Origin of the sequence: Glutamicibacter sp. PAEs-4 (genome assembly GCF_051161755.1) — a bacterium.
Taxonomy (GTDB): Bacteria; Actinomycetota; Actinomycetes; order Actinomycetales; family Micrococcaceae; genus Glutamicibacter; species Glutamicibacter nicotianae.
The window spans coordinates 1,100,070-1,112,740 of sequence record NZ_CP195017.1; the positions used below are offsets into that span (position 1 = coordinate 1,100,070).

Here is a 12,671-nt window from a genome sequence, read left to right on the forward strand (position 1 = left end):
GCTCACTATTTGGGAACTCCTGACACATATTTTTCCCCTATTTGCTGGGCAAAACAAGTTGGACTGGCCGTAGGGTGCCTCCGCAATGATTTGCCGACTGCTCCCTGCTGAGAAGCCGTTGCAAAACTCGAGAGAGATCACGTCATCGTTGGCAGGACTGGTGCGTTCAGGAGGATAGGCTTAAGCCCATGAGTGCACAGATCAAGGTGGCCGTGCTCGGCGCGGCAGGACGAATGGGCTCGGAAGCGGTCAAGGCCGTGACTGAGGCTGCAGACATGGAACTGGTTGCAAGCTTGGGGCGAGGCGACGACCTGTCGCAGATCCTTGAAGCCGGAGCAACCCACATCGTTGACCTTTCCGTGCCAGCATCCACCGAAGACAATGTGCGTTTCGCCGTTGGGCATGGACTGCATGCGGTCGTCGGCACCACCGGCTGGGATGATGCCCGCCGGGCAAATCTGGAAGCGTTGCTGAGCGAGCATCCCGAAGCCGGTGTGCTGATTGCGCCCAACTTCGCCCTCGGCTCCGTGCTGGCCAGCGCGTTCGCTGCCACGGCAGCGAAGTACTTCGAATCCGTCGAGATCATCGAACTCCATCACCCCAATAAGGTGGACGCTCCCAGCGGCACCGCGGTGCGTACCGCTGAACTGATCGCCAAGTCGCGTGAGGCCGCTGGGGTACCTGCCAGCCCTGATGCTACCGAGACCCAGCTCGACGGTGCCCGCGGTGCAGTTGTCGATGGAATCAACGTCCATTCGGTCCGCTTGCGTGGCTTGGTAGCCCACCAGGAAGTGCTCTTTGGCGGACCCGGCGAGCAGTTCACGTTGCGCCATGATTCCTTTGACCGTGCCTCGTTCATGCCGGGCGTCCTTCTGGGCCTGCGCACCGTTGGTTCCCGTCCGGGGTTGACCTATGGGCTCGACGGCTACCTGGAGCTGGGCCAGTGAAAACCAAACTCTGGGTAGGCGGCATTCTGCTGCTGTTCGCGCTGTACATTGGCATGACATTCACCCAGGCCATCCGACTGCTGAATACCGGGGAGCTGGTCGCCCAGATCATGGGCATTGCGATCTTGGTGATTCCTGCCTTGTGCGTCTGGATACTGATTCGCGAAGTGCTCTTCGGTTTACGCACCGAGAAGATGGGCAAGGCCTTAGCCGCTTCAGGTGAGCTGCCAGAAGATCTTCCCCGCATGCCATCGGGACGCTTCATCCGTTCGGCGGCCGACGCGGATTTCCCCAACCACCAGCGGGACGTGGAAGAGAACCCGGAGTCATGGAAATCCTGGTACCGCCTGGCGCTGGCATATGAAGCCTGTGGCGATAAGCCGCGGGCTCGCAAATCCATGCGTACGGCGATCGCCTTTTGGCAAGCCGATCAGAAGGTCAGCCAGTAGAAATCACGAATACCAGCATCTTGTCGATGGCCCGGGCTCGCACGAGCCCGGGCCATCGTTCTAGAATTTCGTCTTCGTCTCGGGATCGGCGTCAGCTCCGCTGAGTACCCTGACGCCATATTCCAACGGGCCGGATGCTCTGCTGAAGCCGAGCCAAATTCCGCAGACGGCAGTCGCTGAACAGAGAATCCACCAGATGGCCATCGGATCCATGTTCTCTTTCATCGCTGGCAGCAAGATGATGTGTCCGGCATACAGGGTCAGTGGCGCGCGGCCGGCGCCAGCCAGAATCCGGCCCAGCGCGCCGAGGCGGCCAATAATCAGCGACAGCAGGCCGATGATTGCGGCGGCGCAGGCGGCGTTGTGCAGCGTGGACAGCAAGGAATTGCTGTGGCCGGTCGGCAACCAGAGGTAGGCGGGATTATCCAGGAACGGATCGAGATTGGTGCCTGGCAAGCGCCCGGTGGTGATCATTGTTGGAACTAGGGACAGATCCAGATCCAGTTCACGGGCTATGATCGCGGCATTCTTCATGCCTACCAGATGTCCCGCTGCATAGGTCGCCGCGGCGATGAGCGTCCCGGCCGCGGCAAGCAGACCAGCGGTTCTCGTGCTGTGAAGATTGCATCTTCCGATGGCTATTCCCAGCAGGCCGAATCCGAACCAGATCATCAACGGGTAGTATCCGGTGACGACCAGATCCTTGACGAGCAATTGCGGGGCGAAAAGGTCGCTGAAGGTTGGATTATGGCCCAGGGCGTTCCCCATCCAGCTGCCGGCCAGGGGCCGCCAAAGTGCCGGCATCAGCAGCAGCCACAGGACTGAGACTACCCAAATGGTTATTCTTGAGAGCTTCAGAGCCAGCGGAAGCAATAGAAATAGTAGCCCATAGTGGACAAGGATGACTGCGATGGCTTCATTTATTGACCCAATTGCCATTCCGAGCACGGCAATAATTAATGCTCTCAGCACAAGGACTGAGTAAACCTTAGGGTGGGAGAAGCCCTTCCGGGCCAAGGATTTCGAGAGCAAACCCAGGGATAATCCGGCCAGCACCATGAACAGGACCGATGCCCTGCCGGAGGCGACAGCCCCGGTAAACGTTGGGGAGTAGGCGGGTGCGCCGCTGATTTCATACAGTGCGAAGACGTGCGCGGCGAACATGCCGAGGATGGCGGCAAGCCGCGCCGCATCCACGCCCAGCAGGCGCTGGGAACTACCCGAATCGTTCATGGATTCATCGCACCACGAATAGTTCCGGGGATGCCAATGCAACATGCGCGAGTGTAGATTTAATCCCATGGCTACAAGTGCAATTGATAAGCAGGCATACCCGTTCGGAACCGTGCTGACCGCTATGGTCACGCCCTTCGACGAAGCGGGTGAAGTCGATTACGCGTTGGCCGCAAAACTGGCAACGAAGCTGGTTGATGATGGCTGCGACGGACTAGTTGTCACCGGCACCACCGGCGAGACCTCGACCTTGACCGATGAAGAGAACATCGAGATGTTCCGTACCGTCGCCAAAGCGGTGGGCGGCCGGGCCGCGGTGCTGGCCGGTTCCACCACGAACGACACCCGCCACTCCATCAAGCTTTCGCTGGCAGCCAAGGAAGCGGGCGTCGACGGTGTGCTGTTGACCACCCCGTACTACAACAAGCCAAGCCAGGCAGGCGTCATCGCCCACGTGAAGGCCATCGCCGAAGCTGTTGAGCTGCCCATCATGCTCTATGACATCCCTGGACGCACCGGCATTGCGCTGGCACCGGAAACCATTATCGAGCTGGCCAAGATTCCTCAGGTCATTGCGCTGAAGGACGCCAAAGCGGATTACCAGTCCACCACCACCGTGCTGGCCAACACCGATCTGCACGTGTACTCGGGCGATGACGGCCTGACCCTGCCGCTGATGGCGGCCGGTGCAGTCGGCGTGGTTTCGGTCACCGCTCACGTTGCAGCCGCCAAGTACCGTACGCTAGTTAATGCAATGCATGCAGGAGATCTGGCAACTGCACGCACCACACACTTTGAGCTGGACGCGATCCAGCGCGGCATCATGGGCCACATTCAGGGCGCCGTTGCCGCAAAATATGGACTTCACTGGCAGGGTGTCCTGCCGAACACCGTCGTCCGGCTGCCGCTGTTGGCACCGTCGGACGCAGAGCTAGATGCCATCCGCGCGGACCTACGTGAAGGTGGATGGGATCTGTAACGAAAGGGACTAACCACATATGACTGAGAGTTCAGTAGGCAAGGCTGACGCTGCGCGTATGCAGGCTCCGGCGAAGCTGAAGAAGGGGACAATGCGCATTGTTCCCCTCGGCGGCTTGGGCGAGGTCGGCCGAAACATGACCGTATTCGAACTCAACGGGAAACTGTTGATCGTCGACTGCGGCGTGCTCTTCCCCGAAGAGCACCAGCCTGGCGTGGATCTGATCCTGCCGGACTTCTCCTACATCAAGGACCGCCTGGACGACGTGGTGGGCCTCGTGCTGACCCACGGCCACGAGGACCATATCGGTGCTGTTCCTTACCTGCTGCGCCTGCGCGAAGACATCCCTTTGTACGGGTCCAAGCTGACCCTGGCCTTCGTTGAAGCAAAGCTGGCAGAACACCGCATCAAGGCCAACACCAACATCGTGGTGGAGGGCGAGATCGCGCAGGTTGGCAACTTCGAATGCGAATTCGTTGCCGTGAACCACTCGATCCCCGACGCCCTGGCAGTATTCCTGCGCACCGAGGCCGGCACCGTGCTGCACACCGGCGACTTCAAGATGGACCAGCTGCCGCTGGACGGCCGCATCACCGACCTGCGCCACTTCGCGCGTCTGGGCGAGGAAGGCGTGGACCTGTTCCTGCCGGACTCCACCAACGCCGAAGTCCCGGGCTTCACCGTGGCCGAACGCGAGATCGGCCCGGTCCTCGAAGCCAAGTTCGCGCGCGCCCGCCGCCGCATCATTGTCGCGTCCTTCTCCTCGCACGTGCACCGTGTGCAGCAGGTGCTGGATGCGGCCGCGATGCACGGGCGCAAGGTTGCCTTCATCGGCCGCTCGATGGTGCGCAACATGGGCATCGCCGAACGCCTGGGCTACCTCGACGTTCCGCAGGGCGTGCTGGTCGACCTGAAGCAGATCGACTCGCTGCCGGACCACAAGGTCGTGCTGATGTCCACCGGTTCGCAGGGCGAGCCGATGGCCGCCCTGTCCCGCATGGCCAACGGCGAGCACAAGGTCCAGATCAACCCGGGCGATACCGTCATCCTGGCCTCCAGCCTGATCCCGGGCAATGAGAACTCGGTCTTCCGCGTGATAAATGGCTTGATGCGCTTGGGGGCAGAGGTCATCCACAAGGGCATGGCCAAGGTCCACGTTTCCGGCCACGCATCGGCTGGCGAATTGCTGTACTGCTACAACATCCTGCGCCCGAAGAACGTGCTCCCGGTGCACGGCGAAACCCGCCACCTGATTGCCAACGGCCGGCTGGCCGCGCAGGCCGGTGTCCCGGAGGACAACGTGCTGCTGGCAGACGACGGTTCGGTCATCGACATGAAGGACGGCGTTGCGAAGCTCGTCGGCCAGGTCGAATGCGGATACGTCTACGTTGACGGCTCCAAGGTCGGCACCATCACCGACGATGACCTGAAGGACCGCGTCACCCTGGGCGAGGAAGGCTTCATCTCGGTCATCACCGTGATCAACCGCCAGAACGGCACGATCATCTCCGGCCCGGACATCCACGCACGCGGTGTGGCGGAAGAGGACTCGGTCTTCAACGAGATCAAGCCGAAGATTGCAGCCGCGATTGTGGAAGCAGTGGGCAACAACCCGAACCACACCACGCACCAGCTGCAGCAGATCACCCGCCGCGTGATCGGCTCGTGGGTATCGCGCAAGCTGCGCCGCCGCCCAATGATTGTTCCAGTAGTACTCGAAGCCTAGACTTCCGGAATTATTGCCTCGAACCAATTATGGTTCGAGGCAATAATTTTTTTGGACAGCTCCAACAGTGCCTGTGTAGAAATTCAGTGTCATCCAACGAAACTCAAGAATGCAGGCTTCGGCCAGTCAGGCCGTTCGATTGCCGGAGCAGGACTTTGAGGCACGACGTGCCCCGTTTGCGCGTCCATGACAATGACCGAATCCCACTGGTCCGCATCGATCCGCTCCAGCACCTCCCCGGTGCGAGTGTCCATGATAACTGTGCTGTCCCAATCACCGGTTGGGGTAAAACCTTGCGTGTCAGCGATTGCTGGTGACGAGAGAGCCAAGGCACCACTTGCCAAAGCGGCAGTAGCCATGAATTTCGAGCGTTTGTGCAATGTATTCTCCAAATGCCGTAAAAATGCTTTTGGCTCACTCTACCGACATTCTGGTAGGAATACGGTAAGCGCCAAACTGTTTGAAGCTGAATGATTCCCGGCATTGGGTGCTGTCACAGCGCTTTTGAGGCAGAATTGGGCTCAACGCCAGCTCAAGGAGACGAAACATGCTGAGGCATCGCACAAGGTTCGGAATGAAACCGCCGAGGAGGAATGCGCATGATTGAGTTCGAGAACGTCTCGAAGCACTATCCGGATGGCACGGTTGCCGTCAAGGATTTCAGCCTGCAAATTCCGGCACACCGCACCACAGTCTTCGTGGGATCCTCAGGCTGCGGCAAGACGACCTTGCTGCGGATGGTAAACCGCATGGTTGATCCGAGCCATGGAGTGCTTCGGATCGATGGGGAGGACATCACCAACAAGCCAGCGGTGGAACTGCGTCGAAGCATTGGCTACGTCATGCAGAACTCGGGACTCATGCCGCATTTCACCGTCGCGGAGAACATCGCTACCGTGCCGCGGCTTCAAGGCATGTCCAAAGCCGCGTCACGCAAACGAGCCCTCGAACTCATGGAAACCGTAGGTTTAATTCCTGCGCAGGCCGACCGCTATCCGCACCAACTCTCGGGAGGCCAGCAGCAGCGTGTCGGTGTCGCCAGGGCACTTGCCTCGGACCCGAACATCCTGCTCATGGATGAGCCCTTCGGCGCGGTTGACCCTATCGTTCGCGCCGAGCTGCAAGAAGAATTGCTTCGACTCCAAAGAGAACTCGACAAGACCATTGTCTTTGTTACCCACGATATTGACGAGGCCTTCCTGCTGGGAGACCAGGTAGTGATTCTGGCGGCCGGCGCACAGAAGCTCCAAGTAGGCAGCCCCAGTGAAATTATTGAGCATCCAGCCAATGATTTCGTCGCCTCCTTCATCGGTGCGCAGCGCGGGTCCCGGGCATTGAGCCTGAAGCAGACGGAACATGGAACCGTCCTTATCGATGCGCAAGGTCGGACGCAGGGCAAGCTTGTCGAGGACGGAACAGTCCAGTGAACTGGATCCTGGAAAACCTCGGACTCATTGGGTCGCTTTCGCTGGAGCACCTGCGCCAGTCCGTGATAGCAATCGTTCTCGGATTCGCTGCGTCGATCCCGCTGGGTTGGGTGGCCTGGAAATACAAGCTCCTGCGCGCACCAGTCGTGAGCCTCACTGGATTGCTCTACACGATCCCTTCATTGGCTTTGCTGATGATACTGCCCGTGCTCACCGGGATGAGCGCGATCAGCGAAGCCAACTTGATTCTTGCTCTGGCGATCTACGCGGTCGCCATCATGGTGCGCAGCGTGGTCGACGGGCTGAACTCGGTCGACCCGGCAACCAGGTCGGCGGCAACGGCTATGGGCTACGGAACGGCACGTCGTTTCTTTGCTGTTGACCTCCCGTTGGCCGGTCCCGTGGTTCTGGCCGGATTGCGCGTGACCGCGGTCAGCACGATCTCGCTGGCCACGGTTGGCATCCTGGTCGGCGTCACCAACCTGGGCTACTTGTTCACCAACGGCTTGCAGCGCCGCATTATCGAGGAAGTCCTGGCCGGCATTATCGCAGTGGCAGCGATCGCCCTGCTGGTCGACCTGCTGTTGCTTCTGGCGGGTCGTTGGCTGATGCCGTGGACCACGGCGAGCACCTTGAAGCGGCGAACGCCGGCGCCGAAGTCCACTGAACAGGCGGCATCATGAATCTGATTTCCGATGCGCTGTCATGGATCTTCGCAGCTGAACAGTGGCAGGGCGATGGGGGACTGGCTGCCCTGCTGGGGCAGCACCTGCTGTTCACCGTGCTGGCAGTGCTGATCGCTGGCGTGATTGCCATCCCCGCCGGATGGGCAATCGGGCACACTGGCAAAGGGCGCGAAATTGCGGTCGGCATCGCCGGCATTGCCCGGGCGGTGCCATCCTTCGGCTTGCTGATCCTGCTGGTGCTGCTGCTCGGTGTACTGCACAAGCCAGAAGCGGCCCTGCTGACCTTCGTTGTGCTGGCGATTCCATCACTGCTTGCGGGAGCCTACACCGGCTTCGAAGCCATTGACCGCAAAACCATTGACGCTGCCAGGGCCGTGGGAATGACCGAATGGCAGATACTCTTCAAGGTCGAGATTCCACTAGGCCTCGCCCTGCTCGTGGGCGGGATCCGCTCCGCGGTGCTTCAAGTAGTGGCCACGGTAACTGTCGCCGCCTACGTGAACCTCGGCGGCCTGGGCTTGCCCATCATCACCGGACTGAACCTGCGGCGCTTCGACATGGTCCTGGGTGGAGCCTTGATGGTTGCGGCGCTGGCCCTTGTGCTGGACTTGGCATTTGCCATGGCCCAGAAAGCTGCCGTACCGCGCGGTCTGGGTGCGCGCACGAAGAAGAAGTTCCACTATACCGATGACCAAATCACCCTCGAAAGGGAAATGTCATGAACAGGAAGCAGTTTTTCTCCACAAGCGCTCTCGTGCTGGCCGGAAGCCTGGTACTGGCCGGATGCTCCAGTGCGGACCCGCTGGCCACGGAAAGCGATGCCGCCCAGGATGGCGGAACAACGGTCGTGGTAGGTTCGCAGGCCTACTACTCAAATGAAATTGTCGCCGAGATCTATGCCCAGGCACTTGAAGGAGCCGGCATGGAAGTAGAACGGCAATTCAGCATCGGGCAGCGCGATGCCTACATGCCTCAGCTGGAAGACGGAAGCATTGACGTCTTCCCTGAATACACGGGCAACCTGCTGCAGTTCTACAAGGAAGACACCGAAGCACGTTCCTCCGAGGAAGTCTATGACGAGCTGAAGAAGTCCTTGCCTGAATCACTCGCGGTGCTCGAAGCCGCCGAGGCTTCGGACCAGGACTCCTATACGGTGACGAAAAAATTCGCCGAAGCCAACAACCTCACCAGCATCGAGGACCTTGCCGGCATCTCCGAACCATTGACCGTGGGCGGCCCGCCCGAACTTGCTGAGCGCCCCTACGGCCCCAAGGGCTTGGAAAGCACCTACGGCGTGAAGGCGGAGTTCTCTGCAACGGGCGATACGACCGTTGAAGACCTGGTCGCCGGCACGGTGAACATTGCCAACGTCTTTACCGCCGATCCGCGCATCCAGACCGAGGACCTCGTGGTTCTTGAAGATCCGAAGTCGCTGTTCCTGGCATCAAACGTGGTGCCATTGGTGGCTGCTGATCAATCCGAGGAATTGGCGGAAGTCCTCAATCCGGTCAGCGAGAAACTGACGGCGCAGGTTCTGGTGAACCTGAATGTCCAAAGCACCGTAGACAAGAAATCGGCAGCCGACATCGCTTCGGCCTGGCTGGCTTCCGAGGGACTCTAGCCCGCAATCCAGCACAGAAAAGCAGCATCACGGCAGCCGTGCCGCCCGTTCAATATCGGGCAGTGCGGCTGCTTTTCATTGCCCGAAAACGGCTTGGGCTGGGAAGAGCGCGGTGCTGACATATTTTGACAATTGATAATGATTCTCATTAGTGTTTAGCGTTGTTGGCTGAGGACTCGCTGGAATTCGGCGGTCGACGCCCGCCTGCCATGAATGGAGCACTGATAGATGAAAAAACTCAACCCCTGGAAGCTGGCCGTGCCAGTTGCAGTCTTGGCTTTGGTAACCGGGTGCAGCACGCCGGCCGGATCCGCCAGCGGCGCGCCGCAGGGTGCCGAGACGACAAACCTTGTCCTAGACAGCTGCGGAAGGCAAGTAGTCTTCGACAAGGCCCCGGAAAGCGTTCTCGCTGTGGGTTCGGAAGCGCCAGCCCTATTGACTGCCGCTGGAGCGGGAGACAAGCTCACGCACTACGCAGGCAGCATGCAGGTGCCTTTCGACGAAGAAACCATGGCGGTGGTGCGCAAGGCCGATCGGATCACCGAAGACTCCCATGACGTCTCCTACGAAATGATCCTGGCCTCGGGTGCGGACGTGGTGATCGGAACCGATATCGCAGCCGGAATCGATCTGGATTCGTTGGCAGAGCGTTTGGAAAGCACCGGAGTGAAGATGCTGACCGTCAGCGGGTACTGCGCTGGATTCGAGGATCGATCCACCGGAGGACTGAGCGGTTTCGACCAGATCTACAAGGATGTGGAATCCTACGGACAGCTCTTCGGCACCGAACAGGTAGCCGCCGGCTCGGTGAAGGACATGCGCTCCCGCGTCGAGCAGGCAGCGCGCAATGCCAAGCAGGCCAGTGGGCAGCGGGGCGTGCCGTTGTACGTGCCCGTCTCCGGCACCTTGGGGTCATACGGCCATGAATCCCTGATTGCCGAGCAGATGGAATTACTGGGCATGGAGAACGTCTTCAGCGACGTTCCCAAGCGCTACTTCGAGCCCTCCACCGAAGAACTCGTGAACAGCTCAGCCGACAAGGTCTTCGCCATGTACCTGCCGACCGGGTCCTCGAACTTGGAAACGGACCAGCAGGTCATCGACGAGCTGCGCAACCGCCCCGAATTGGCGGGTTTGCCCGCCATTGACCAGGACAGCGCCATTGTGCCGCTGAACTACTACTATTCCTCGCCCGGTCCGCTGGCCGTGGACGGGGTCGAGCTGATCGCCGACCGGCTGGCTCGTTGATGAGCCAGACCGACCTGCATACCGCGCACCAATTGCCCAGCGAACGGCGCATTATCGCGGAGATCTGGCCTGCGCTGCTGGCCTCGGCACTGGGCTTGCTGCCCTTCACGGTGCTGAGCACCTTCCTGGTGCCCATCGCGGACTGGGCCGGGGCCGGCTACGCCGAAACTGGAACCCTGCGCGGGCTGGCCGGCATCGGCGCTGTGCTCGCCGGAGTTGCGCTGGCCCCGCTGATCGGGCGCATCGCCCCGGGCGCCGTGGCCGCCGCGGCGCTGGGGCTGATGGGTCTGGCAGCCATCGTGGGAACCTTTTCGGGACCGGCCGCGCTGGCGGTATTCTGCCTGGCCACCGGTGTATCCAACGCCTTGCTGTATCCCGCGCTGTCCACCGCGGCCGCGGACCGGTTCGGCACCACGCCGGCCGCCGGCCGGGCGGCCACCTTGGTGATGACGGCCCAGACTTTGGCTTCCACGGTGGGCGCGCCGCTGCTGGTGCTGCCGGCGCTGTTCTGGGGGTGACAGGGCAATCTGGTCGCCATCGCCGTGTTCAGCATCGCGCTGATCCCGGCGGTGCTGCGCTACGGCCGCCGTGGCGCTGGGCACGCCGGGGACACCCCGGCCCCTGCCCGGCTGGGCTACCTTGCGGCCTTCCGCACCCTGGCTGGGGTGCCCGGCACTCGGGTTCTGCTGCTGGTTTCCTTCGGGCGCGCCGGAGCCTTCATGGGGCATCTGGCCTTCCTCGCTCCGCTGTACGCCCAGAAATTCTCCCTGGATGCCAATTGGTTCGCCTTCGTCTGGTCGGTCAGCGGCGGGGCCTTCTTCCTCGGCCACCTGCTGGCCGGGCGAATGCTCAATACCGAAGACTCGCCGGCCCGCACCCGTGCCGTGATGGTTATCAGCCTGGGTATTTCGCTCGTGGCGCTGTCCGGGGTCTACCTCGCTCCGGTGCTGCCGATGGCGGTGGCCGGCACAGCGGTGCTTTCGGCCAGCCACGCGGTGGTCTCGGCCGCCGTGATGAGCCTGCTGGTGAGCCGCTGCACGCAGGTGCGCGGCACCGCGCTGAGCCTGAACGCGGCCGGAATGTCCCTGGGCTTGTTCCTGGGCACGGCGGCTTCCGGCGCGGCGCTGGCCGGCTCCGGCTACCTGGTCGCCGCTGCCGTGCTGTGCGCATTGACACTGGTGGCGCTGGCTGCCGCGCTGACCCTGCGCACCCCTTCCCCTGCCAAAACCCTGGAAAGGCAACCATGACCCCGTTGGATTCTGCAGTGCGAGCACACCGGGAGCCGCTGGCCGGTTCAGGCGATGATCTGGATCATGACCGGCGCGCCCGGCACGCATGGCTGTGGATTTGCGCGCTGCTGAGCGTGTTGCTGGTCTCTGTGCCGGTGGCCGTAGGGCTCGGCCCGGTGGCCATTGAGCCGGGCACCGTCCTGCAGATCCTCAAGGCGCACCTGTCCGGGGCAGCCGGCTCCGGTGCCTTCAGCGCATCGGATGAGTCCATTGTCCTGCTGCTGCGCGTTCCGCGGGTCCTTCTGGGCGCCGCCGTCGGCGCCGGGCTGGCCCTGGCCGGGGTGGCGCTGCAGGCGCTGACCCGCAACATCCTGGCTGAACCGTACCTGCTGGGCGTGACCTCCGGGGCATCCACGCTCTCGGCGGCCTCGATCCTCTTCGGAGCGGCCGCCGGCATCGGAACGGCCTCGCTGGCGGCCAGCGCCTTTGCCGGGGCGTTGGCCGCGGGGATCTTCGTCTACCTGCTGGCACGGGTCGGCTCCGAGATGACATCCACCCGTCTGGTCCTGGCAGGGGTGTCAGTGGGCTATGTGCTGCACGCGCTCACCTCGCTGCTGATTTTCGCTTCGGATGATCCCAACGCCGGGCGTTCGGTGCTGTTCTGGACCTTGGGTTCCCTGGCGCAGGCTACCGGGCAGTCGGTCATGATCACCTGGGTCGTGGTGCTCGGGACCGCCACGCTGCTGGCCTATTGGTCGCGGCCGCTGGACGCGCTGGCCATTGGCGATGGCACCGCGCAGGCACTGGGCATAGCTCCGGCCAAGCTGCGCGCGTCCGTGATGGTCGTGACCGCGGTGTGCGTGGGCGCGCTGGTCGCCTCCTCAGGCGGCATCGGGTTTGTCGGGTTGGTGATTCCGCACGTGGCCCGGCTGTGCGTTGGATCGACGCACCGGATCCTGATACCGGTCGCTGCGTTGCTCGGTGCGGTGTTCCTGGTCTGGGCCGATGTGCTGGCCCGGACTGCCATGGCGCCGCAGGAGTTGCCCCTGGGCATCGTGACGGCGCTGCTCGGTGCCCCATTGCTGTTCGCGCTGGTTCGCAAGCTCAATGCGGTCCAGTAGGAAAA

At 61.9% G+C, this 12,671-nt stretch carries 13 protein-coding genes; 12 read left to right on the forward strand and 1 reads right to left on the reverse strand.

Features of this window, described 5'->3' with window-relative positions; translation table 11 throughout:
• Positions 1 to 188: 188 nt before the first annotated feature.
• Together dapB and ACR9WD_RS05170 are read left to right on the forward strand one after the other, a co-directional pair.
• Positions 189 to 947: a 4-hydroxy-tetrahydrodipicolinate reductase gene (gene dapB, locus ACR9WD_RS05165; protein ID WP_190264799.1), complete on the forward strand. Its 759-nt coding sequence runs from the start codon at positions 189 to 191 to the stop codon at positions 945 to 947.
• Positions 944 to 1,396 carry a tetratricopeptide repeat protein gene (locus tag ACR9WD_RS05170; RefSeq protein WP_121866458.1) on the forward strand — a complete coding sequence of 151 codons (453 nt, stop codon included), beginning with the start codon at positions 944 to 946 and terminating at the stop codon, positions 1,394 to 1,396. The genes dapB and ACR9WD_RS05170 overlap by 4 nt, the downstream gene beginning before the upstream one ends.
• Before the next feature lie 60 nt (positions 1,397 to 1,456).
• Here the strand turns inward: ACR9WD_RS05170 and ACR9WD_RS05175 are convergent, their stop codons facing one another.
• The gene (locus ACR9WD_RS05175) at positions 1,457 to 2,629 is read right to left on the reverse strand and encodes a heparan-alpha-glucosaminide N-acetyltransferase domain-containing protein (protein ID WP_434922864.1); all 1,173 of its coding nucleotides are present in this window, start codon (positions 2,627 to 2,629) and stop codon (positions 1,457 to 1,459) included.
• A gap of 67 nt (positions 2,630 to 2,696) precedes the next feature.
• Here ACR9WD_RS05175 and dapA point away from each other — a divergent pair, with 67 nt between their 5' ends.
• The 10 genes from dapA (at position 2,697) to ACR9WD_RS05225 (ending at position 12,666) form a co-directional block, all read left to right on the forward strand.
• Positions 2,697 to 3,608: a 4-hydroxy-tetrahydrodipicolinate synthase gene (dapA, locus tag ACR9WD_RS05180; RefSeq protein ID WP_038989608.1), complete on the forward strand. Its 912-nt coding sequence runs from the start codon at positions 2,697 to 2,699 to the stop codon at positions 3,606 to 3,608.
• 19 nt (positions 3,609 to 3,627) lie between these two features.
• Positions 3,628 to 5,334 (forward strand): ribonuclease J, encoded by a 1,707-nt coding sequence (locus tag ACR9WD_RS05185; RefSeq protein ID WP_073706782.1) that lies wholly within the window; start codon positions 3,628 to 3,630, stop codon positions 5,332 to 5,334.
• 599 nt (positions 5,335 to 5,933) lie between these two features.
• The gene (locus ACR9WD_RS05190; protein ID WP_121867782.1) at positions 5,934 to 6,761 is read left to right on the forward strand and encodes an ABC transporter ATP-binding protein; all 828 of its coding nucleotides are present in this window, start codon (positions 5,934 to 5,936) and stop codon (positions 6,759 to 6,761) included.
• Positions 6,758 to 7,444, forward strand: coding sequence for an ABC transporter permease (locus ACR9WD_RS05195; protein ID WP_190264801.1), 687 nt, complete (start codon positions 6,758 to 6,760; stop codon positions 7,442 to 7,444). The genes ACR9WD_RS05190 and ACR9WD_RS05195 overlap by 4 nt, the downstream gene beginning before the upstream one ends.
• The gene (locus ACR9WD_RS05200) at positions 7,441 to 8,169 is read left to right on the forward strand and encodes an ABC transporter permease (protein WP_038992621.1); all 729 of its coding nucleotides are present in this window, start codon (positions 7,441 to 7,443) and stop codon (positions 8,167 to 8,169) included. The genes ACR9WD_RS05195 and ACR9WD_RS05200 overlap by 4 nt, the downstream gene beginning before the upstream one ends.
• A complete protein-coding gene (locus ACR9WD_RS05205; protein ID WP_204721344.1) occupies positions 8,166 to 9,068 on the forward strand; it encodes an ABC transporter substrate-binding protein in 903 nt (300 codons plus the stop codon). The genes ACR9WD_RS05200 and ACR9WD_RS05205 overlap by 4 nt, the downstream gene beginning before the upstream one ends.
• Before the next feature lie 228 nt (positions 9,069 to 9,296).
• Positions 9,297 to 10,316, forward strand: coding sequence for an ABC transporter substrate-binding protein (locus ACR9WD_RS05210; protein WP_434922865.1), 1,020 nt, complete (start codon positions 9,297 to 9,299; stop codon positions 10,314 to 10,316).
• Positions 10,316 to 10,834 carry a hypothetical protein gene (locus ACR9WD_RS05215; protein WP_434922866.1) on the forward strand — a complete coding sequence of 173 codons (519 nt, stop codon included), beginning with the start codon at positions 10,316 to 10,318 and terminating at the stop codon, positions 10,832 to 10,834. Before ACR9WD_RS05210 ends, ACR9WD_RS05215 begins: the two co-directional genes overlap by 1 nt.
• 24 nt (positions 10,835 to 10,858) lie before the next feature.
• A complete protein-coding gene (locus ACR9WD_RS05220) occupies positions 10,859 to 11,563 on the forward strand; it encodes a hypothetical protein (protein WP_434922867.1) in 705 nt (234 codons plus the stop codon).
• 17 nt (positions 11,564 to 11,580) lie between these two features.
• Positions 11,581 to 12,666, forward strand: a complete 1,086-nt coding sequence (locus ACR9WD_RS05225; protein WP_233125309.1) for a FecCD family ABC transporter permease — start codon at positions 11,581 to 11,583, stop codon at positions 12,664 to 12,666.
• Positions 12,667 to 12,671: the final 5 nt, after the last annotated feature.

Coding starts and splice junctions, on each gene's coding strand:
- dapB (WP_190264799.1), top strand. CDS start 189: ATGAGTGCACAGATCAAGGTGGCCGTGCTCGGCGCGGCAGGACGAATG.
- ACR9WD_RS05175 (WP_434922864.1), bottom strand. CDS start 2,629: ATGAACGATTCGGGTAGTTCCCAGCGCCTGCTGGGCGTGGATGCGGCG.
- dapA (WP_038989608.1), top strand. CDS start 2,697: ATGGCTACAAGTGCAATTGATAAGCAGGCATACCCGTTCGGAACCGTG.
- ACR9WD_RS05185 (WP_073706782.1), top strand. CDS start 3,628: ATGACTGAGAGTTCAGTAGGCAAGGCTGACGCTGCGCGTATGCAGGCT.
- ACR9WD_RS05190 (WP_121867782.1), top strand. CDS start 5,934: ATGATTGAGTTCGAGAACGTCTCGAAGCACTATCCGGATGGCACGGTT.
- ACR9WD_RS05200 (WP_038992621.1), top strand. CDS start 7,441: ATGAATCTGATTTCCGATGCGCTGTCATGGATCTTCGCAGCTGAACAG.
- ACR9WD_RS05205 (WP_204721344.1), top strand. CDS start 8,166: ATGAACAGGAAGCAGTTTTTCTCCACAAGCGCTCTCGTGCTGGCCGGA.
- ACR9WD_RS05210 (WP_434922865.1), top strand. CDS start 9,297: ATGAAAAAACTCAACCCCTGGAAGCTGGCCGTGCCAGTTGCAGTCTTG.
- ACR9WD_RS05215 (WP_434922866.1), top strand. CDS start 10,316: ATGAGCCAGACCGACCTGCATACCGCGCACCAATTGCCCAGCGAACGG.